16 protein-coding genes are annotated in these 21,216 nt (G+C 52.4%); 15 read left to right on the top strand and 1 reads right to left on the bottom strand.

The genetic code is table 11. The annotated features are described in order from the left end of the window. The first annotated feature begins 477 nt into the window (after positions 1 to 477). The 10 genes from tviB (at position 478) to WOC76_RS18895 (ending at position 12,907) form a co-directional block, all read left to right on the top strand. Positions 478 to 1,761: a Vi polysaccharide biosynthesis UDP-N-acetylglucosamine C-6 dehydrogenase TviB gene (gene tviB, locus WOC76_RS18940; protein ID WP_341104573.1), complete on the top strand. Its 1,284-nt coding sequence runs from the start codon at positions 478 to 480 to the stop codon at positions 1,759 to 1,761. Positions 1,762 to 1,771: 10 nt separating this feature from the next. Then, positions 1,772 to 2,845 (top strand): NAD-dependent epimerase/dehydratase family protein, encoded by a 1,074-nt coding sequence (locus tag WOC76_RS18935; RefSeq protein ID WP_341389373.1) that lies wholly within the window; start codon positions 1,772 to 1,774, stop codon positions 2,843 to 2,845. Next, the gene (locus WOC76_RS18930) at positions 2,842 to 3,951 is read left to right on the top strand and encodes a DegT/DnrJ/EryC1/StrS family aminotransferase (RefSeq protein WP_341389371.1); all 1,110 of its coding nucleotides are present in this window, start codon (positions 2,842 to 2,844) and stop codon (positions 3,949 to 3,951) included. The genes WOC76_RS18935 and WOC76_RS18930 overlap by 4 nt, the downstream gene beginning before the upstream one ends. Positions 3,952 to 3,954: 3 nt before the next feature. Then, entirely contained in the window at positions 3,955 to 4,536 is a 582-nt protein-coding gene (locus WOC76_RS18925) for an acyltransferase (protein ID WP_341104578.1), read from the top strand. A gap of 203 nt (positions 4,537 to 4,739) precedes the next feature. Beyond that, positions 4,740 to 5,636, top strand: a complete 897-nt coding sequence (locus WOC76_RS18920) for a glycosyltransferase family 2 protein (RefSeq protein ID WP_341104579.1) — start codon at positions 4,740 to 4,742, stop codon at positions 5,634 to 5,636. A gap of 99 nt (positions 5,637 to 5,735) precedes the next feature. Further along, positions 5,736 to 6,623, top strand: a complete 888-nt coding sequence (locus WOC76_RS18915; protein WP_341104580.1) for an FkbM family methyltransferase — start codon at positions 5,736 to 5,738, stop codon at positions 6,621 to 6,623. A 164-nt stretch (positions 6,624 to 6,787) separates the two neighbouring features. Further along, a complete protein-coding gene (locus tag WOC76_RS18910) occupies positions 6,788 to 8,026 on the top strand; it encodes a glycosyltransferase (protein ID WP_341431538.1) in 1,239 nt (412 codons plus the stop codon). Positions 8,027 to 8,824: 798 nt separating this feature from the next. Next, positions 8,825 to 10,762 carry an asparagine synthase (glutamine-hydrolyzing) gene (asnB, locus tag WOC76_RS18905; RefSeq protein ID WP_341389369.1) on the top strand — a complete coding sequence of 646 codons (1,938 nt, stop codon included), beginning with the start codon at positions 8,825 to 8,827 and terminating at the stop codon, positions 10,760 to 10,762. Then, the gene (locus WOC76_RS18900) at positions 10,759 to 12,033 is read left to right on the top strand and encodes a glycosyltransferase (protein WP_341389367.1); all 1,275 of its coding nucleotides are present in this window, start codon (positions 10,759 to 10,761) and stop codon (positions 12,031 to 12,033) included. Before asnB ends, WOC76_RS18900 begins: the two co-directional genes overlap by 4 nt. Positions 12,034 to 12,160: 127 nt before the next feature. After that, a complete protein-coding gene (locus tag WOC76_RS18895) occupies positions 12,161 to 12,907 on the top strand; it encodes a class I SAM-dependent methyltransferase (RefSeq protein WP_341104590.1) in 747 nt (248 codons plus the stop codon). 261 nt (positions 12,908 to 13,168) lie between these two features. Here the strand turns inward: WOC76_RS18895 and WOC76_RS18890 are convergent, their stop codons facing one another. Next, positions 13,169 to 13,420 carry a hypothetical protein gene (locus WOC76_RS18890; RefSeq protein ID WP_341431537.1) on the bottom strand — a complete coding sequence of 84 codons (252 nt, stop codon included), beginning with the start codon at positions 13,418 to 13,420 and terminating at the stop codon, positions 13,169 to 13,171. Positions 13,421 to 14,307: 887 nt separating this feature from the next. On the opposite strand from WOC76_RS18890, the gene WOC76_RS18885 reads away from it, so the two are divergent. The 5 genes from WOC76_RS18885 (at position 14,308) to WOC76_RS18865 (ending at position 20,872) form a co-directional block, all read left to right on the top strand. Further along, a complete protein-coding gene (locus tag WOC76_RS18885) occupies positions 14,308 to 15,423 on the top strand; it encodes a glycosyltransferase family 4 protein (protein ID WP_341104592.1) in 1,116 nt (371 codons plus the stop codon). Positions 15,424 to 15,438: 15 nt separating this feature from the next. Beyond that, the gene (locus tag WOC76_RS18880; protein WP_341104594.1) at positions 15,439 to 16,251 is read left to right on the top strand and encodes a hypothetical protein; all 813 of its coding nucleotides are present in this window, start codon (positions 15,439 to 15,441) and stop codon (positions 16,249 to 16,251) included. A 202-nt stretch (positions 16,252 to 16,453) separates the two neighbouring features. Next, positions 16,454 to 17,320, top strand: a complete 867-nt coding sequence (locus tag WOC76_RS18875) for a 2OG-Fe(II) oxygenase (protein ID WP_341104595.1) — start codon at positions 16,454 to 16,456, stop codon at positions 17,318 to 17,320. Between the two features lie 787 nt (positions 17,321 to 18,107). Then, on the top strand, positions 18,108 to 19,118 hold the full coding sequence (locus WOC76_RS18870) for a GNAT family N-acetyltransferase (protein WP_341104596.1): 1,011 nt from the start codon (positions 18,108 to 18,110) through the stop codon (positions 19,116 to 19,118). Positions 19,119 to 19,150: 32 nt separating this feature from the next. After that, a complete protein-coding gene (locus tag WOC76_RS18865; protein WP_341431536.1) occupies positions 19,151 to 20,872 on the top strand; it encodes a glucosamine inositolphosphorylceramide transferase family protein in 1,722 nt (573 codons plus the stop codon). Positions 20,873 to 21,216: the final 344 nt, after the last annotated feature.

The raw sequence follows: 21,216 nt of genomic DNA, 5'->3' as shown, positions 1-21,216 counted from the left end.
TAAATGTCATGGACGATGTATAGTGGTCCATGCCTCCAGGCCGGGCGCCGCTAAAGTCGGCGCGAAGCTCCTTGGCGCGTTCGGCGACGCGCCTGTTGAACCGCGGCGACGGGTGAAGCGTTTGGCTTCACCCGGATGGCGGTAGCATGGGACGATCGTTGCGACCGGGAAGCGGCCTGCCGGCGCCCCTCACAGCAAGTTTTTGACTTCCTGATTATTTACAATAGAGGTTAGCATCAGTCATCTTGTTGTTGTAAGTGGATTTTTCTGGACGATCGCGCGAAAAGGGGAGTGGTCAAATCCAATGCGCGCGCGCTAGAAAGACGACAGGTGTGCGCGCCAGTCGCAGACCGTCTGGACGATTTTTCAGTTGTATCCCCGATCGTCTTTTTTTGAGATGCCGCCTGAACAAAGTCGAGAAGGCGCACAGCAAGCAACCACGCGGTTTTCCACGCATTCCAAGGGCTATTGATCAAAATGGAAAATGTCACTTCTCTCGCCGACGTCAAGCTCGCAATTATCGGTCTTGGTTACGTGGGTCTTCCCCTGGCGGCGGAATTCGGCAAGCGTCGAAGCGTCGTGGGTTTCGACATAAACCCCGCGCGGATCGCTGCGTTGAAGGGCGGCCACGATACGACCCTCGAGGTCGCTGATGATGAATTGCGCGCTGCAAGCGGGCTGAATTACACCACCGATCTCGCGGATCTCGCCAGTTGCAATGTCTACATCGTCACTGTGCCTACGCCGATCGACGAGTACAAGCGGCCCGACCTCTCGCCGCTGATCAAGGCCTCGGAAACGATTGGGAAGGTTTTGAAGAAGGGCGACATCGTTATTTACGAATCGACAGTGTATCCCGGCGCAACCGAGGAAGATTGCGCACCCGTGCTCGAGGCGTGCTCGGGGCTCAGATTCAATGTGGATTTCTTTGCCGGCTATAGCCCGGAGCGCATCAATCCGGGCGACAAGTTGCATCGCGTATCGACGATCAAGAAAGTGACTTCCGGTTCAACGCCGGAGGTCGCCGAATTGGTCGATCAGCTTTACAGCGAGATAATAGTGGCTGGGACACATAAGGCTCCGACCATCAGGGTCGCGGAGGCGGCCAAGGTCATCGAAAACACCCAGCGCGATCTCAATATCGCCCTCATCAACGAGTTGGCGATCATCTTCAACAAAATGGGCATCGATACCGAAGACGTGCTGCGGGCCGCGGGGACGAAGTGGAATTTCCTTCCGTTTCGTCCAGGTCTCGTCGGCGGCCACTGCATTGGCGTTGATCCTTACTATCTCACGCATAAGGCGATGGCCATCGGCTACCACCCAGAGATCATACTTGCCGGCCGCCGCCTCAACGACAGCATGGGCGCATATGTCAGTTCACAACTTGTGAAGGCGCTGATCAAGCGGCGTATTCACGTCGAGGGCGCGCGCATTCTGGTCATGGGACTGACGTTCAAGGAAAATTGCCCAGATTTGCGCAACACAAGGGTAGTCGATATCGTCAGGGAACTCGCGGACTATAACGCCGTCGTCGATATTTATGATCCGTGGGCTTGCGCCGAAGAAGCACAGCATGAGTATGGTCTGTCTCCGATAACGCAGCCGGAGCAGAAAGCCTATGACGCCATCATTTTGGCGGTTGCACACGACGAGTTTCGTGGCCTGGGCCCGCGCATCAGAGACTTCGGGAAACCACAGCATATCCTCTACGATCTCAAATATGTCCTCGAAGCCGACCAGTCAGATCTCCGCCTGTAGGATTATTTGAATGACTGTTTATGATGAGATTTGCTGCGATCTCCGGCGAGAGCAGAAGACCTGGCTGATCACCGGAGTGGCCGGTTTCATCGGGTCTAACCTGCTGGAATCGCTACTCAGGCTCGATCAGAAAGTTGTGGGACTCGACAATCTTGCGACTGGCTATGAGCGAAACCTCGAGGAAGTCGAGGCTGCGGTTCAGCCCTCGCAATTCGCTCGGTTCACTTTCATCCGCGGCGACATCTGCGACCTCAACGATTGCGAAAGAGCTTGTGCAGGCGTCGATTACGTTCTGCATCAGGCTGCGCTCGGCTCCGTCCCGAGGAGCCTTTCCGACCCCATTGCCACAAACGCCGCAAATGTTACGGGTTTTCTCAACATGCTCGTGGCGTCGCGCGACGCCAAGGTAAGGCGATTTGTTTACGCGGCGAGCAGTTCAACTTACGGAGATCATCCGGGCCTTCCGAAGGTGGAAACGATCATTGGCCGACAACTGAGCCCATACGCCGTTACGAAATACGTCAATGAACTATACGCCGATGTGTTCGCGCGCTGCTATGGGCTCGAGTCAATCGGCCTGCGTTACTTCAACGTCTTTGGTCCAAGACAAGATCCGGAAGGCGCTTACGCCGCTGTGATTCCAAAGTGGATCGCAGCGATGATCGCCGGGGATCCTGTCTTCATCAATGGCGATGGAAATACGAGCCGTGACTTCTGCTACGTTGATAATGCGATTCAGGCGAATCTGCTCGCCGCGACAACGGAGAAGGCCGACGCTGTCAACGGTGTATTCAATGTTGCGGCCGGCGATAGGACTACGCTTAACGATCTCTACTATGAACTCCGCCGCCTCCTCACTCCCGGCTTTCTGCATCTCTCGGCTGCGGAGCCGCAATACCGTGACTTTCGCGCAGGAGACGTCCGGCATAGCCAGGCAGACATAAGCAAGGGAAAACAGCTGCTCGGCTATTCGCCGCAGTACAAAGTAGCCCAAGGGCTGGAAAAGGCGCTGCCTTGGTATGTGGCGCGCAAAACTACGGCATCCGACCTCTCGACGCTCTCGAAATCTGTTCCGTCAATATGAAAAAGCCAATCTACGTCACGCAGCCTTACCTCCCTCCCCTCGAGGAATTCATCCCTTATTTGCGGGAGATCTGGGAAAATAAGGTCCTTACTAACGGCGGTCCCTACCACCAGAAGCTCGAAAGCGCCTTGTGCGAATATCTCGGCGTCAGATATATCTCTTTGTTTTCTAACGGCACGCTTGCACTGGTTTCTGCGCTTCAATCGTTGCGTATCAGCGGCGAGGTGATTACAACCCCCTATTCATTTGTCGCAACCGCTCATTCGCTTCTGTGGAACGGCATCAAGCCCGTTTTTGTGGATGTTGATCCCGAAACACTCAATATCGATCCGCGTCGTATAGAAGCGGCTATAACGCCACATACGACCGCTATATTGCCGGTTCATTGTTACGGCCATCCGTGCGATGTGACAGCAATTCAGAAGATTGCAGATAATTATAATCTAAGGGTCATCTACGATGGCGCTCATGCCTTCGGCGTCCAAGACGAACGTGGGAGTATATTAGACCACGGCGATCTCTCCGTGCTGTCATTCCATGCCACCAAGGTATTCAACACCTTCGAAGGCGGCGCTATCATTTGCCCCGACGCGAAGACGAAGCAACGGATAGATTATCTGAAAAACTTCGGGTTCGCAGACGAAGTTACCGTGGTTGCGCCTGGAATTAATGCAAAAATGAGTGAGTTCAACGCTGCCTTGGGTTTGTTACAGCTCCAGCACATTGACGAAGCCTTGGCTCGTCGACAAGAAATAGCGAATCAATATCGCACACAATTGGCAGATGTAAGCGGGATACGGTGTCTCAATGACTCGGGTGAAAAAATCGCCAATTATGCTTATTTTCCAGTTCTAGTCGAACCCGACCGCTACCCGTTGCAACGTGATGCTTTATACGACAAGCTAAAAGAAAATGGTATTTATGCGCGTCGCTATTTTTACCCCCTCATTTCGGATTTTCCAATGTATCGCGGACTGCCATCTGCGCAGCGAGGGAATCTATCAGTTGCGGCCGAGGCCTCAGATAAGGTCCTTTGTCTCCCAATATACCCGGCCTTGCGTGCCGATGAGCAGCAGCGCGTGATTGAAATCATCCGAGAAGCTTGAAAAATGGCTATGCTCAGCAGGGACGCGTTGGAGCAGATAGGCTTTGCGTCTCTCGGTGAGAACCTGCAGATTTCAGAAAAGGCTTCCTTTTATAACGCTGGGAAAATTTCCCTAGGCGATGATATTCGGATTGACGACTATTGTGTCCTCTCCGCCGGGAGAGGAGGCATCCTCATAGGACAGCATGTTCACATTGCAGTTTTTTCTTCATTGATAGGCGCCGGAAAAATCGCCTTGGGCGATTTCTGCAATATATCGTCGCGTGTCGCTATCTATTCGAGCAATGACGATTATTCAGGAGCCGCAATGACCAACCCGACAGTGCCGAGCGCATATACGCGAGTCACAAACGCAGACGTCCTCCTTGGCAGACACGTCATCGTCGGTAGCGGTAGCGTCATTCTGCCGGGGGTTACATTGGAAGAGGGCGTAGCCGTGGGCGCATTGACTTTGATAAAGAGAGATTGCGAGGCGTTCGGCATCTATGCCGGGAATCCGGCCCGACGGATCAAGGAGCGCTCCCGTGATCTGCTGGATATTGAACGACAATTTTTGGCGGCTAAAGCAGGCCGTAGAGGTCCTTAAAGATCGGAGCCTGGGCACGATCATAGCTTCTTCGGCAGATCAGGCGCGCTCCGCACACCAAGAGTTATGGATGGAAGCCATACGACCCCGTTGCCGTTCGTCCGACCCCGAACTTTCCAACTTGCGCAGATATGATGCGACCTGAATGCGATGAAATCATCTTTGAGACATCTGACGCCACGAGGCTCGTGCGGCATCCCTTGGTGAGCGTCATTGTTCTTGCGTATAACCACGAAGCATATCTGCAGCAGGCTATCAAAAGTATAGTAAACCAGATTGCGCCGTTCACAATCGAAATTATACTAGCAGAGGATCATTCAACGGACGATACGTTTGAAGTCGCACTGGCAGCGCATCGCGAGAATCCTGCGATAATCCGGGTCATACATGGCCCAACGAATATCGGGATGATACCCAATGTTTTGCGTGCAATTGAAAAATGTCGAGGCAAATATATAGCGATTTGTGAAGGGGATGATTTTTGGACTGATCCGCATAAGCTAGTTCATCAAATCGCAGAAATGGAGAAGTATCAGGAAGTTGGCGTCTGCTTTACACAAGGAACAATACTATCGCCAGACGGTTCGCTACGACCAAGCTGGGATTATGGCGTAACAGTTCGTGTTGTTCCCCTTAGTGAGATTCTGAAGCGAGAGGGCATCTTGGTCCCTACAGCTTCCTTGATCTGGCGCGCAGAGAGATTGCACGAAATGCCGCTATGGTTCAGAACTGCTCCGGTAGGCGATCTATTCATGTTTTTGCGCGGGGCTACGCCAAACGGGGCGCTCTACCTACCCATTGATACAATCGTCTACCGCTTGGGCTTCGATGGCAGTTGGACTACTCGTCTAGCGACGCAAACGAGTGCTCTCAAGGTCAATTATTTACGTCGGATGATCGACGCCTATGGTTCCGCCGTCGAAAGTTTCGGCCTCAACCCGCGCATTTTCTCGAGTTTCGCAAGTCCAGCTCGATACTTGTTGTTTCGTCACGAGCTTGCCGCAGGAAATTACCGCGAGGCGGCGCGACTCTTGGCGAAAATTCACCCAAGATTTTTCATAGATTTGTTGCGTCGGCGTATAGCCAAAAAGCGTTTTTAAGACACGATTGCCCAATTCCGAAAGAATAAATCACCAATCGCATCTTCCCAGCAAAAGCAGCATCATAGCGTTTTCGGCGAGGATTCGGGGAGAAGTTGTATGGCTATAAAGAACGAGTTGAAAGCAGGCTACGAACGCCTGCAATGCAGGCAGACTGTATTCGAGTTTCTCCGAAAACTCCCACTGCCGGAGGCCATTTTTCAGCATCTCTATTTCAAGGGACCGTTTGAAATTAAACTAGACTGCGGAAATTCATTTCAGTTCAATCACTACGAAACAGCCTATGAAAACCGACTCTTCTGGCTTGGGTTGTCCTCCTATGAGCAGACCAGCATAGAGATCTGGCGCAATTTTGCAGCGGAGGCTACAGTTATAGTAGACGGAGGTGCGAATACGGGTTTGTATAGCATGATTGCCGGAGCCGCCAACCCAAAAGCCATGATTTTCGCATTTGAGCCTGTGGGAGCCATCTATAATCGGTTGCTCTACAATGCCAGCCTCAACCCTTACAATATAAGAGCGGAACAGGCTGCCCTTTCTGACTTCAACGGTACCGCGACCTTTTACGTTGGAGCCGGGGAACATCCCGTGAATTCAACGTTCTCTGATGAGGTCCTTGTCGATCCCTCTGCTATTAGCAGGGCCACCATCGTGAAGACCGTGCGACTAGATGATTATCTCGCTGAGCACGGAGTATCTGAAGTCCAACTCGTCAAGCTAGACGTAGAGGGTCACGAACCCGAAGTCCTAACGGGGCTCGGAGATATCCTGAGGAAAAGCCGCCCAGTAGTAATAGCAGAAATCAACAATGAGGAAATCGGTCAGCGCGTTTTGGAAATCATGCGCCCCTTCAATTACAAGTTCTTTATAATAAATGAGGGAGGCAAGTGTATCGAAGTAGCCGCTTTATCGCCGCCAATCGGAAAATGGGGTCAAAATTTCCTGTTGTGTCCGGAGGAAAAATCCCAGGCCAGTTGCCTTAAGTGAGTGACAAGCAGCGGCACTCTCTTTCCCTCTGTCAGGAATTGTCGGAAAAATCACTAACCGAAGTGTGGGTCGCACAGATCTGGGATAATTCTGGATGGACTTATAAAACGCTCGGATTTATATCCGTGACTCAGCGCCAAAGAACGGCTCAGCGGAGTGTGCGGATGCGAATTGTTTTTGTAACAGAGACCCTTGTAACGGGTGGTGCAGAAACATTCGTGCTTCGAGTGGCTTCCGCACTGCAAGTCCGCGGTGTGCAAGTAAGCATATGCGTGCTACGCCCAGACAAGATCGACCCTGCATTAGTCACAGCTCTCGCTCCAAATGTCACACTTATTCAACTCGGCATGCCCACAATATACATGTTATGCTCAAGATTTGACGGTCTCCTCTATCTGCTTGGATCGAGTTTTTCGATAGTAAGGAGCTTGCAAGCACATTGCCTTAAGCAATATCTCGCCGCCCGCGGAGCTACTGTTGTTCATTCAAACCTTCTAGCTTCCGACCTCGTCGTAGCGGATGTAGCAGAGACATTGTCGATTCCATGGATCACAACGATTCACGGGGATTACCTTGCGATTGAAGATACGGGCAACAGCCGCGCAATGCGGTTGCAAGATTTTACCCGGGCTGTGCACAAAATAGAGAATTCTGTCAGTCACGTCGTCTGTATCACTGACCGGCAAATTTCCATGGTTCAGCGAGTATTTCCTCGGATAGCATCGGAAAATCGCTTTTCCAAAATTTATAATGGCTACCCCAATCGAGAGCAGCAATGGCGCCGAAGCATGCCGGAAGTAATTGCACGTGTTCCTGATGATGCGTTTGTGATAGGCATGGTGGGTCGAGGAAGACGTGAGAAAGGTTGGGACGCATTAATATCCGCATTCCGAAAACTCGATCTCCCGAATGCTTGGCTAATATTAGTTGGGGATGGCGATTACCTTACTGAAGTTCGTCAGATTGTTGATGATGACCGAATTATATTCGCGGGAAATGTCGCAGATCCGCTTCGCTATATTGCCCGGTTTGACGTGGGGTGTATGATCAGCCGGATCCCGAGTGAGAGTCTGCCCACAGTAGTCATTGAGTACCTATTGCTCAATAAGCCTGTTGTGGCGACGGATGTCGGCGAAGTGCGTAACATGATCGATGGGAGTGGTGACGATCCGGCCGGTCTTTTAGTCAAGCTTGGCGAATGCGACGAAATGAGCGCCGAAGTATCTATCGCGCTGAAACGCCTCTCCTCAGACAAAGCGCTGTTCGAAACATTAAGGGCCAATACAGCTAAGGCTTTACAAAAATTCGACATGGATAAGTGTTTGGATTCCTATTTAACGCTATATAGGGCCCCTCGATCGGCAAGTGTGAGAGACGATGAAGTGGATCGTTCAATTTGCTAACGCGAGAGCGTGGATGCGAACCACGCAAACAGTCCAACAACGCGGATAGAGCAGACCCCTCGTCTACGGCGCGATACTCCATCATGGCGCCAAAAGCGGCCGCCCTTTTCAGTATTGTTTGAACGCCTTGTTTGCAGGAGGTAATCCCCTCTCTTCAGCATCTCGGCTCTGCTTTCGATCGCGACGCCGGTTCGGGATGACAAAACCGAGAGACTGAGCGTAACGCGCTTTTCATCCCATCTTCGAATCGCTCCAAGTGATGTATGTGGGAGATCAAGGCGCCCGTGTTTTCATGGACGCGGCCAGCCCAATCGACTCGCGTTACACGGGCGCAAAAAAAACGCCGAAAACAATCGAACGCTAAATGTGACTGCGTAAGGCGCGGTATGCTCATTTACCCTTGGGGCGATTGAGATGCTGAAGAGGCAGAACAGGCTCGGTAGCGGCAGGGGATCCAGCAGAAATTGAAAGCACGCCGCTCTTTGCATGCCGCAATCGTCGATGAGAAGCCTGTTAAGCGCCTGGCTCGCCGGCATGCTGCGAGAAACCTGAACCGAAGCTACACCTGTCATTTGTAGATCTATTCTCGCCAGATTCCCACAATCGATTACCCCTCCAAGGCAGCGTCGATAAAGCGACTAGAAGGCTCTGCCTTGTAGGCGCGATTAGGCACATCGAACGCCGAAAGCACTCGAAACCGGCTAGCTGAGTGAAAGAACAGGCGCAAAAATTAAGAGCAACGCAAGGCTCTCGGTCAATGCTTTTGAGAAATGCGGTTGCTAAGGAGATATCGGCGTAATGTGTGGTATTGTTGGTTTTTCAGCGAATCTCGAAACGAGCGCTTTGCAGTCGCGAGTCCGGAGGATGCTTCAACCCGTGCGCGACCGAGGTCCCGACGCCGTTGGCCTTTGGGCCGACGATGGAATCGCAATAGGCCACACACGACTGGCTGTCGTTGATCTGACAGCGGCAGGACGCCAGCCCATGATCTCACAGTGTGGTCGGTATGTGCTCTCGTTCAACGGTGAGATTTACAACGCAGGCGAACTCCGATCCCACCTCGATCAGGCAACAAACATTCAATGGCGTGGACATTCAGACACTGAAACGCTTCTCGAATACATCGCATTCTATGGCCTTGCTGAGACGCTGCCTAAGCTGAACGGAATGTTTGCGTTAGGATTGTGGGATCGTAGCGCGAGATCGCTTTCGATCGCTCGGGACAGATTCGGGGAAAAGCCTCTGTATTACATCCAGAGCGACACAAGTTTCGGCTTTGCTTCGGAACTTTCCTGCTTTAAGGCGGCTGGCGACATCGACCTTGATCTAAACCGTTCGGCGCTAAGCGAGTATTTTCTGTACGGGTATGTACCTGAGGACTGCTCGATATATTGCAATGTTTCCAAATTGGCGCCTGGTTCCAGCCTAACATGGAAAAGCGGCGCTCCAGGGGTTCCTCGTCCTTACTGGTCTGCGGTTGAGGTCTTTCAGCGGGGGCTTGAAAACCGGATAAGCGACGCGGGAACGGCAATTGAAGCAATTAACGCCGCATTAGACAGGGCATGCCGATTGCGGTTGGCTTCAGACGTGCCGCTAGGGCTTTTCCTATCAGGCGGGATCGATTCCTCGATCCTCGCCGCTCTGACACAACGCGCTTCGGGGCAACGTCTGAAAACATTCAGTATTGGCGTAGACGATATCGCATTCGACGAGGCTCCTCATGCGGCTGCAGTAGCACATTATCTCGGAACGGACCATCACAGCGAATACGTGACATCGGAGGAATTACTCAAGGTGATCCCCACTCTCGGAGAGTTCACCGATGAACCATTTGCGGACGCCTCGCTAATCCCGACCTATCTCGTCAGCAAAATAACGAGCGAGCATGTTACGGTTGTAATTACTGGCGATGGTGGAGACGAGTTATTTGGAGGTTATCCTCGTTATGCGTCCGTTCAGAAACAATGGAATTGGATACGCCTCCTGCCAGCACGTCGTGCATTGGCGAGAACCCTATCCAATGTTTCGGAGTGGGGCGATGATTTCCAGAAGCATGTCGAATGCCCAAAAATCGCTAGTTCGATCCAGTTCAAGCTGGAGCGTATCTCGCAGAAGCTCCGTGCAGATTCATTGATGGATCTCCATGAAAATTCTATTCGCTCAACGGCGCCTCCAGATCTTGTCCTCATGGATGGCGACAGGCGAGCCGGTTCGACAATCCCTACGAATCTCGGATGGCTGGACCCATTAGGTCAGCTTCGTTACCTGGATATTGTTAACTATCTACCATCGGACTTGTTGGTGAAAGTTGACCGAGCTTCCATGCGAAACAGCTTGGAGGGGCGCATGCCTTTTCTCGACCCAGAGGTCTTCGAACTGAGCTGCCGGCTGGATAGCAGCTTGATGATGCGCGGCGACGTCAATAAATGGGTTTTGCGTGAAGCGCTCTACAAAATCATTCCCCGACGTTTAGTGGACCGGCCGAAACAAGGTTTCAGCCTGCCCATTGACAGATGGCTGCGTGGTCCGTTGCGCTCATGGGCTTTAGATTTGTTGGATCGTCAGTCGATATCGGACCAGGGAGTTCTGAATGTTCAAGCCGTAGAGGATGCAAAACACGATTATTTCGTTCGTGGCAAATCAAGCCAGTTGATGATATGGTCCCTTTTAGCTTTCCAAATGTGGCTCAAGGCGGATAAGTGGGAAATGAAAGAACCTGGAGATTTGGCGGCATGATTTTGGGAGAGTTACCTGAAAGCGGACCTCCAGTACGTCGCCGGATCATATTGCTTGGGCCACAAATAGGATATGGCGGCTCTGAAAAATCCTTTATTCGGCTGGCCAATTTCCTTTCACGCTATCACGATACGACAGTTACGTTATTCACCAGCGGTTACGGAGGCGCGGACTATTCCCACGCCCCTGAACCAACGCATTGTCCGGTAGTTATTCTAGACGATGGCAAGCGCGGATGGATCGCACGGTGGCTCCAACGTTTGCGTAATTTCCGCGCGCTGAAGCGTCAAAGCGACATTGCGATCAGTTTTCATTCCGGACCGAATTTATTAAATGCGCTGTTATCTAGCGTCGGAACGCCGTCAATTGTCTCCGAGCGGGGGTCCAAGCGCTACAATCTTAACATCTCCTTCCTAAATCGCGTGGTGTGGCAAGGTGTCTTCGACCCCCTGATCTATCGTGCTGCAACTTGCATTGTTCCGGCTTCGTCCGGCGTTGGCGACGAGATTGCCGAAGGCCGGCCGAAATCGATTGAGAGACGAATTGTCCCAATCGAAGGCTACATCGACGCCGAGGAACTCGTAAGCAGCGCCGATCAGATAATAGAGCCCGAATATGAGGAGTTCTCTCACTTCCCGACGATTGTCTCCTGTAGCCGTTTGGATAACGGCAAGGGCCTCCGCTTCTTGATCGACCTATTTTCAAGGGTCAAGGCCGATGTTCCAAGGAGTAGGCTGCTTATCGTAGGTGACGGACCAATTCGAGAGGAACTCCAGGGGCGCGCCATGGCCCTTGGGCTCCGGACATCGCATTCCCCAAACGCTTCCGCGGATGTCATCTTTGCTGGGTTCAAACCGAATCCGGTTCGTTACATGCGTGTTGGCTCGGTGTTCGCGTTCACATCCCGAAACGAGGGTTTGCCTAACGTGTTGATCGAAGCGCTGGCCTCAGGGATAGATGTCATTTCTGCTGACTGTCCTTGGGGCCCGCGTTCGATACTTGCGGGTGCTCGAGACAATATGGTCTCTATGAAGAATACCCCCGCCCCGGTCGAATTGGAGCATGGTCTGTTGCTGCCGCCCGTCGGCGACCCTGGAGCAATGGGAATCTGGCTTAGTTCGCTCTTGCCGCGGCTGGCGAATCCACGCCCAAGGCGTACACCCGAGGAGCGAATGGCAGCCGTAATTAGGTTCGACATAAACAATACGGGGAAGTCCTGGCTTGCTCTAATCGAGAGCCTTTCCAGATCTCAGGATCTAGGTAATTCCTAATTCGGGTCGAGTCCGGCAGGATGCTGGCGGGGAGGCGGATTTGACGTGTAATGTCGCCCTTGCATCGTATCTGCATCCGCAGAATAACATCCCGGCAAACGTGCTATCAGGGTCAGGATCATCTCCCATGCGTGAGGAACAAAATGGTATCGGGTTAATGACGCGCCGACTGATCAACAAGATCGGTCGGCCATTTGGAATTAACCCTTTCGCCCGAGCCTTCCCCAATCCGCTTTCGCAGGGGCCGGTTTCGCGCCAAGCCGTATTCGACCGCATTTTCGCCACCAATTACTGGGGCTCTCAACAGAGCCATAGCGGTCTTGGAAGTGAAAGAGCCTTTACGGAAAATTACTGCCGCGAATTGCAAGAGTTAATTAGATCTCGAGACTTCAAAAGCATGTTCGATGCGCCGTGTGGCGACTTGAACTGGATGCCAGATGTCATAATGACCACGGGAATAAGTTATGTTGGGGGAGACATTTCAGCGAGTGTTGTGGAGAGAGCGCGTCATCGCCACCCGGGACTCGAAGTAAAAATCTTCGATATATGTGACGATCCTTTTCCACCTGTCGACGTCTGGCATTGCCGCGATTGCCTTTTTCATCTTTCGTTCGACGATATCCGGAAAGCACTTCTGAATTACCTTTCTTCGCAGATACCCTATGTCCTGCTAACCACGCACAGAGCGCGATGGCATCGTAACCTTGATGTCGCTACCGGTGGGTTTCGCTACCTCGATCTCGAACGACCTCCGATTAACCTGCCGCCTGCGACAAGTTACTTGAAGGATTACAAATTTGGTGTGGACTTCCCGCGTTATGTCGGTCTCTGGCCAAGAGAAGCGGTTGAAAAGGCATTGTCCGCTTGGATCTGAAATTTGAGAGTCCATGGCCTCAAAGTTATGGAGAAGGAGTGTTATACACATCCCATCGGTCACCGATGTAATGTCATTTACCAGGTTGGGAGGGGTGGCGCGTGTGAGTCTGGCGCATGCGAACCGGCATTTCCATCACGCTGGAGCCGCCTGACCGCGAGCGGTTGCAAGCTATCGTAAAAAACCGCAACGCCGCCCAGATGCACGTCTCGCGCGCCGAAATCGTCTTACCCAGGGCCGATGGGATCGCCACGAATGAGATCATTGCGGCGCACCGGCAGCTCCAAGACCGACGTCTGGCGTTGGCAGGAGTGGTTGATGCAGGAAGGCTACGACGGCCTCCTGCGCGAGAAGACCCACACGCCCCCCCCCGCGCATCCCGCCGCTCGGCGCCGAAGTCGCCGAAAGGGTCGTCGCCGTCAGGCTGCAGGACCCGCCCGGCGAAGCGACGCAATAGACAGGCGCGATGATGACCAGGCCCGCGGGCGTCTCGATGAGTTCGGTGCAGTGCATCCCGCGCGCGCACGGCCTTGAGCCGAACCGGATCCGCCAGTTCAAGCTCTCCAAAGATTCGGGCTTTGTTCTCAAGATGCGCGACGTGGGTCGGGCTCTACGTTAACCCGCCCGGGCACGCCATCGCGCCGTCGATCGACGAGACGAGTCGATCCAGGCGCTCGACGGCGCCCAGCCGGGCCTGCCGCTACAGAGAGACCGCTTCGGGACCGTGATCCACGATTACACGAAGGCATGAAAAGACTACGCTGTTGGCTGTTGATAATGTCCTTTACGGCGCGGTGATCGGCCGCGATATGCAGCGCCATACATCAGCAGCTCATTCCCTTCCTCAAAGCCGTGGAGGCGAAGGCCCAGCCAGCAAGGTCATCCACGCCGGCGCGGAAAATTGCGCTGCGCGTGAGCGTCTGCACGTACATCAATGGCGCGCACGTCACCCCCATTGGAAATTCCATTTCACGCCTCCGGGGGGGGGCCGGCGATGACTCATTCGACCTTGGTTCCTGGACCGCAAGGACCGACGTCAAGGCGGTCGAAAAACTCGATTGGGTCCATCAAAACAAGTGGAGTTCTCGAACGTTTTATTCCTATTTCGAGCGTGTCCTGGCATAGCAAACAGGCGGCCACGCGCGCTTCCGGATACCAAGAGGCGCGCCATGCGGTTCCCTGAGCAGACAATTACGAACCCCAAATGCTCGGCATCGAACTACTTCAAGACACGCATAGGTACCTGGAACTCCGCAGCATCCAAGCTCGTGCGCTTGTTCCGGTGTGGAAAAGCGGCCGAGATCGAGCACTGTTGATATGGGCTAGGGTCTGTATGCAAAGGGGAAAGGCAAGTCAGATGCGCTCTTCAGTTGAATCGAACAGAAAACAGAAGAATTGGAATGAATAAACTCCCTGTAATCCTTATCCTGGTAAACGCGAAGTCTCCGACAGGCGCCTTTGTAGCCGTTAAAAACATCGCGCTCGTCATGAAGGAGCAGGCAAATATAGCCATTGTCATCCCAGAAGATTCGAGCCTGAGGGATGAAGACTTGGCTGCATTTTCGAAAGTAATTAGAGTTCCGTTATTTGATTTGAATAGGAATATTAAAGAGGTCCCCTTCTATTTCATCCAGTTGATCAGATCGGCGCTCGCTATTAGAAAATGGGCCGCAGAATTGAACGCAAAGGCTGTGCAGATCAATGACTTCTATTTAATGCATGGGGCGGTTCTGAGATTATTAGGTTATAGGGGGCGGATAGTAACATGGGTTCGAATACATCCGAGAAATTATGCAGGGTTTGCTGCACCGATTCTCATGCATATCGCGGCCCTAGCATCAGACGAAATGGTTGTGGTTTCCAGATTTATTCGAAAAGCCTCGGGCTTGGAGTCGAAATCGACTTTGATTTACGATGCATATCCGCGCGACGCGATTCCTCATTCTTCGAGTTTGTCGGTAGGAACTCCACCGCGAATAGTACAAGTTGCAAATTATATGGAGGGGAAAGGGCAGCGTTTAGCGTTATGTGCATTCCTCAAGATCGCCCACATCGCACCAACTGCTGAATTGCATTTTTACGGCAGCACCCTCGGAATCCCAAGGAATGAAATTTTTCTTGAATCGTTGAAAACAATGTGCATATCGACGGGATTGCAAGACAGAATATTTTTCCACTCTTTTTGCCGAGACTTTTCGGAGATGCTCTCGGGTGCAATTGTCGCCCTGACCCTGTCAGAATCAGAGTCCTTTTCTATGACCACTCTAGAAGCGGGATTGGCCGGTGTCGCTGTGATCGCAACGAAATGTGGTGGCCCGGAGGAAATCATTTCTCCCGGTGAAACCGGGCTGCTGATTCAAGTTGGCGACGTCGAATCGCTGGCTGAAAAAATCCTCCATCTATTGGAGCATCCAGAATACGCGCAATCTCTCGGAGAAAAGGCGAAATGTATCTATCCGATGAGGTTTTCAGTCGAACGTTTCCGAGAACAACTAGCGAGCAGTTACCAGCTATAAGCGGAGAACAAGAGAATGAATTTCTCTAGGATTGTTACGCATCCGAATATCAAAATCGCTCTGCTAGGCGCCGTTGCAAGGCGATTAGGATGGCCTAAATATGAAACCCGCGTTGATTGCTACTTGGAAGATCGGCCTCATTACGCATATGGGACATTGAATGCGGCGCGGCTCGCTAAACAGCTTGGCCTCGACTCTATATCTGTCATCGAATTCGGCGTAGCGGGCGGCAATGGGTTACTTAACCTCCAGTATCATGCTAAAAAAGCCTCGGCGGCAACCGGTGTGAAAATCGAAGTGTACGGTTTCGACACAGGCGAGGGGCTACCTGAGCCGCAAGGTTTCAGAGATCTTCCGCACCATTGGCAGCGAGGGTTTTTTGCCATGAACCAGGAGGCGTTGAAGCCCAAATTGCAGATAGCAAAGCTTGTGCTTGGAAACATAAAGGATGTGAGAAAGGAGTTCGCCGAAACATATAAGCCGGCGCCGATAGGATTCATAGCCCATGACATGGATTTCTACTCGTCCACAAAAGAGTGCCTCGAGATATTTTCAATTGATGCCTCTATGCGTCTCCCAAGAATAATAAACTATTTCGACGACACCATAGGAGGCGAAACTGAGATGTATTCCAAATCAGTCGGTCAACTGGCGGCGATAGAAGAGTATAATGCCAGTCACGAAAGTCAGAAGATAGCCGAGTGCAGAAATTTCCTTAAAGACGCGCCGCTACCATGGCACTATGCGATGTACATACATCACGATTTTGAGCATCCTTTGTACAACCAATTTATCGGAGAAGCGCGGCAACAACTCCCTTTGAAATAAGGGCTGGTGTCGAGGGGTCGTATCAAGCCCATAGGGTCGCTTGCCAGATCCGCTTTGAAAACTGCGACGCAACCGCCTCTTCGAATAAAGACGCAACACCGGTCTTTGTGAAAGTTCCGGAGAACTGTAGCCAACAAGCGCCTTGCGGGTAGTTGGATATAGTCCGACTCGAAAGCCCCGTTAATTACAGAGGAAAACGTAAATGGCTTTACACCCTCCATCCGCAACCCTGCCTATCGATCTATCCGATGGGCTCAATTTGAACGAAAGGGACGCACAAGAATTCGGCGGCAGATTTTCCTCGCAGTATCGCTCGGCAAAACCTTTTCCACACATCGTGCTAGATGACTTTTTACCGGCTCCCCTGATCGGGGAGATCCTGCAAAACTTTCCGACACAAGAGCTTGAAAGAGATATGCTGTTCGAGAAGGGATATGCGGGTCACCACAAACGCGCAGTTCACCCAAATGACTGTAATCGCTTCGTTAGAGATTTGTTTGCATTTCTGAACTCTGCGCCAGTGCTCCAATTCCTGGAAAATCTCACGGGAATTAAAGGTTTGATACCCGATCCTTATTTCAGCGGAGGCGGGTTTCACGAGACGTCGACCGGCGGACTTCTTGGAGTTCATGCGGATTTCCGGGTCAACGAGCCCCTGCGATTGCAGCGCCGAATCAATTTGTTGATCTATCTAAATCCTGGGTGGGACCCAAAATGGGGCGGCCAGCTGGGCTTATGGGACCGTTCCATCAAAAATGAGATAGTGACGATAGATCCCATACTGAATCGTTGTGCGATTTTCAACACGGACGCCTATTCTTTCCACGGCCACCCGGATCCCCTGAATAGCCCACATGGAATCAACAGAAGGTCGATCGCATTATACTATTATACAGCATCGCCGAAAATTATCGAAGATATCCCATCCAATAGTACGATATACGTACCAAGAGATGGTGAATCCTTTGCAGATCGTTATCAGGCCTGGCGTGTAAGCATGTACAGCCACCTTAAGGATTGGTTGCCGCCCGTTTTTTTTCGGGCCATCACTTCTCTTCGGAACAAGTAACGTTGATCTTTCCGCGAATATGACGCCTCGCGCTCTGCAAGAGTGCGAGGGCTTGCGCCGTATTTATCAGATGAACTGTTTAGCGTCGCTGCGGGGGTCGCATAATCCGCCCGATGCGTGTCGCTCACATAGCTGGGCGACGTAAAAGCATCGGGCTTGGACGGCTTGCTACCAGAGTTGGTCATATGGCCGACGCTGTGGAGATACCGTCCAGGGCCACGGCGGGTGGCAAGCGCCGCCATCGGAGATCGAATGACCAGAGGGCGGGGGCGGAGGAGAGGCATCGCTGTTCCTGATCGACCCGATCGCCTCCGTCCGGCGCCGGTGACGAGGAATTCGGTTGATTTTCGCAGAGCCGTCCGAGGCTGTGCGCCTCTCAAGAGATGTCCGGCAGTCCAGACTTCAAATTTACGACAAAGGCCGCGCCCCGCCGTAAAGGCTCCCGCAGGGAATCAGGAGAATGCTTCTCGACGCCTCTTGATAACGTTTCAGCACAGGACCGCATGCTTGGTGGCGCGTCGAAGCAAATATGCGTGCAGGGCCCGTGGGGACACACGAGCGTCCTGAGAATCGATCTGTGATCATACCTCGTCGATACTGAGAGAATTATCAGGGAAACGAATCCGGACTTGAGCCAATTAGGCAGTACAATGCAAAATACAGTCCGATATGTTGATCAATAGGAGCGCCGCGCCCAACTTGGGACAACAAACTATGCCTTTTTGCTGCCTGTGCTCTCTCCCAGTGCAGGATGTAATCACATTCGACTGAAAATCGTGAGAATAAAATGAGCAAACCTAAATGGGTCGTCCGAGAGGCGGCGCGGGATGATGCGGCGGGCATTCAATCGCTTTTCAGAAAGGTTTTTCATTTCGACCGGGACGACTCGGCCTATATTTGGAAATTCTGGGGCAACGATGCGCGGTCAATAATCACGGTCGCAGAGGCAGAGGGGAGAATTATCGGTCACTGTGCGTTATGGGGTGCTCCGTTACGCATTGGCGGAGAGCGAGTTCTCGGCGCTCAGGCGGTAGACATCATGACGGACCCCGATTATCAGCGCCAGGGAATGTTCGTGGCGCTGGCCGAAGCGGCGATGGAATTGGCGGCAGAGCAGGGGATCGAATTACTCTATGGGTTCCCGAACAGCAATGCTTATCCTGGCTGGATAAATCGATTGGGCTGGACGCACTCCGGCAATGTGGGCATGTGGGTGCGGCCCCTCAAGCCTTCGAAACATAGGAGGATTCCTCCGGTTCTCGGTACGATGGCGGATTCTTTGTCGAACCTGATACCAAAGGGCAGCTCGCAGGGTTACGAGATCGCTAACGAGGCGCCAAGTGATTGTGAATTGGATCGATTTCTTGACGAGTGGGGGGAGACTAGCCGCGTCTGTCAGGTGGATCGAACCCGCTCTAGGCTTAGGTGGCGCTTCTCCCCCGAAGCAGGATTGAATCATCAGTGGATCTCAGTGAACGGATGCGGGGGCAAACCCCACGCATTTGCAACTTGGGGCGTCGATCCTCAAACCGGCAATGCTGTCTTATCCGAAGTAATGGGATTAAGTCTGGCCGCGCGGATCGGCGCCGTTAGTGCGGCAGTCGCCAATGCGGGGCGCGCCGGTCATCCAATTATGCTGTCTATCACGAATGACGAAGATTTGATTCCTGCGATGCGCAGATGCGGTTTTTTCCGATTCAAAGACGCGCCGTTTATTACCCGCCAACTCTCCCAGCGGACGTTCGGCGTAAACGCGCGCAAGTGGCGAATCCAAGCCTCTGATCTTGACGCCTACTGACAGCGTGTAAACCTACACTTGAGGACGCTTGAATGCACAAGCTCAGAGTTGGTTTGATTACAGATAGCGTAGACGTTCCAAAATACGTGCAGCAATTTGTAATTTGGGCCTCCAAACAAGAGTCTATAGATGTATCCCACTTGATTGTCGTAAACAAAGTTGACGAAGACCATAGGGAAAATGCTCCCAAGCGGGATCATAAATGGAAATCTTTCCCGCGGCGGTTAGTAGAATTCGTCGAGCGGAGTTTGCTTGAGCGATACAATAATGGCATTCATGCAGACCATTTCGAACAGTGCGACATTTCTGCTTTGATTCCACATAAGATCGACGTCTCGCTCGGTACACATGCGGAATGTATCGGTCGTCCAGGTGAGATTGTATCGGCCGAATTAAGGGATCAAAACATTGATCTTTTTATTGCGTTGGACGGCTGCGATCTTCTACCCGGAATTGAAGATTCTTCGCGACTTGGGACGATCCGTCTACGGCTCAGCGACACGCATGCCACGCGGGAATGCCCAATTGGTTTCTGGGAATGCTTTCACGGATGCGCGAAAACAGGATTCGTGATCGAGCGCCTGAACGCCTCAGCCGAACTGTTGGTGATCGGCTATGTCACGACACAGTTCTTTTACTCTCTCAATCAAGCATTTTTGGCGAGGAGGGCGAGCGAACGTTTAAAATATCTTCTGCAAGACATCGGTGAGCTTGGGCGCCTGCCGCCAGCGGAGCCCAAATTACCGTACAGCGGTCCGCTCAACGAAGCGCCGAGCATCTTCGTCTGGCTCGTTTATGGCATTAAGCTGGCTTCACGATTGCTGGGTTGGGCATTATCCAAGCTTCTCGGAATGCAGATGCGATGGAGTGTCCTGGTCATCCCGGAGGATTGGCGAGACGCCACTCTATATGAAGGAATGGTCATTCGCGTCGAACCAGGTCGATTTCTGGCTGATCCGTTCCTTGTCAGTGAGGCTGGAAAAACATACTGCTTTGTTGAGGATTTCTCATCAAAGGAGAATAAAGCAAAAATAAGTGTGTTCGAGGTTGGTCCAGGCTATTACAGAGAACACGGTCCGTGCTTGGTCGAGCCGTTTCATTTATCGTTTCCATTCGTTTTTCGCTTTGAAGAAGACGTTTATATGATCCCAGAAAGTTGCGCCGCGCGGCAGATCAGGCTTTACCGATGCAAGAAATTTCCATGTGAATGGGAGTTAGATACGATATTAATCGACGATCTTTCCGCCGCTGACTCGATGTTGTTTCATCATAACTCGAGATGGTGGCTTTTAACGAATATCGACCGCTCCGGTCTGAATGACTGCGGGGGAGAATTGCATCTCTACTATTCGGATTCGCCCAAAGCCACCCGTTGGAACTCCCATCCGAAGAACCCGATCGTGTTCGATCCCGGGCACGCCCGTAATGGGGGATGCGTGCATGATCAGAACGGCCGGTTGTACCGAGTCGCGCAGGCTCAGGGTTTTGATTTATATGGTCACCATACGTCTGTTTTTGAGATCACTGAACTGACGGAGGAATCGTACAAGGAAGAACTTGTTACCGAGATCAGGCCGGGATTTAAGAAGAGCGCGCTCGGCACGCATCACATGTCCGCACTTCATGGGCTGACCGTGGTCGATTTCGTTGAAAAGGTTCCATTTGCATCTCATCAATCGAGATTTGCGCTCCCTCGCCTTTGGCAAAGGCCCGACCGCGCGGTGCGAGCCGAACGGCCAGATTGCTTGTATTAATTTGGCGAAGCCGGGCGCCGGCGCGTGGCCGGAGTGTCCGGACCTCGGCGAAACCTGGTTGCTCGTGATAGTCTCGAAGGCGTCAGCCGCGCCGAAACTCGTGAATTGACGCCGCGTATATCAATCCCGTCGTGCTACATGACGCATTGTCGCCGAAGAGGTCAGACTGCGGCGGATCCGCGAGGAACTGGGAAAGGCGGAGGTCCGCCGAGCAAAGTTGAAAGCACGCGACGCTGGCACAATACCGAGAAATAAAAGAGGGTCGACCTGATCGATCGGGCACATACTCAAGACGCGATGATAAGTCGCCATGGTAGGATCCGGGTGCCGTTGTGTTTTCTTTT

This window comes from Methylocystis sp. IM3, from assembly GCF_038070105.1.
Classification (GTDB): Bacteria; Pseudomonadota; Alphaproteobacteria; order Rhizobiales; family Beijerinckiaceae; genus Methylocystis.
Note: the sequence above shows the minus strand (reverse complement) of the source record. Positions and strands in the feature narration are given on the sequence as shown.

What these genes read in the sequence shown, in the direction of transcription:
- WOC76_RS18890 (WP_341431537.1), bottom strand. Translation starts at nt 13,420, where the DNA reads ATGCACTGCACCGAACTCATCGAGACGCCCGCGGGCCTGGTCATCATC.
- asnB (WP_341389369.1), top strand. Translation starts at nt 8,825, where the DNA reads ATGTGTGGTATTGTTGGTTTTTCAGCGAATCTCGAAACGAGCGCTTTG.
- WOC76_RS18870 (WP_341104596.1), top strand. Translation starts at nt 18,108, where the DNA reads ATGAGCAAACCTAAATGGGTCGTCCGAGAGGCGGCGCGGGATGATGCG.
- WOC76_RS18925 (WP_341104578.1), top strand. Translation starts at nt 3,955, where the DNA reads ATGGCTATGCTCAGCAGGGACGCGTTGGAGCAGATAGGCTTTGCGTCT.
- WOC76_RS18865 (WP_341431536.1), top strand. Translation starts at nt 19,151, where the DNA reads ATGCACAAGCTCAGAGTTGGTTTGATTACAGATAGCGTAGACGTTCCA.
- WOC76_RS18875 (WP_341104595.1), top strand. Translation starts at nt 16,454, where the DNA reads ATGGCTTTACACCCTCCATCCGCAACCCTGCCTATCGATCTATCCGAT.
- WOC76_RS18880 (WP_341104594.1), top strand. Translation starts at nt 15,439, where the DNA reads ATGAATTTCTCTAGGATTGTTACGCATCCGAATATCAAAATCGCTCTG.
- WOC76_RS18930 (WP_341389371.1), top strand. Translation starts at nt 2,842, where the DNA reads ATGAAAAAGCCAATCTACGTCACGCAGCCTTACCTCCCTCCCCTCGAG.
- tviB (WP_341104573.1), top strand. Translation starts at nt 478, where the DNA reads ATGGAAAATGTCACTTCTCTCGCCGACGTCAAGCTCGCAATTATCGGT.
- WOC76_RS18910 (WP_341431538.1), top strand. Translation starts at nt 6,788, where the DNA reads ATGCGAATTGTTTTTGTAACAGAGACCCTTGTAACGGGTGGTGCAGAA.
- WOC76_RS18915 (WP_341104580.1), top strand. Translation starts at nt 5,736, where the DNA reads ATGGCTATAAAGAACGAGTTGAAAGCAGGCTACGAACGCCTGCAATGC.
- WOC76_RS18895 (WP_341104590.1), top strand. Translation starts at nt 12,161, where the DNA reads ATGCGTGAGGAACAAAATGGTATCGGGTTAATGACGCGCCGACTGATC.
- WOC76_RS18935 (WP_341389373.1), top strand. Translation starts at nt 1,772, where the DNA reads ATGACTGTTTATGATGAGATTTGCTGCGATCTCCGGCGAGAGCAGAAG.
- WOC76_RS18900 (WP_341389367.1), top strand. Translation starts at nt 10,759, where the DNA reads ATGATTTTGGGAGAGTTACCTGAAAGCGGACCTCCAGTACGTCGCCGG.
- WOC76_RS18885 (WP_341104592.1), top strand. Translation starts at nt 14,308, where the DNA reads ATGAATAAACTCCCTGTAATCCTTATCCTGGTAAACGCGAAGTCTCCG.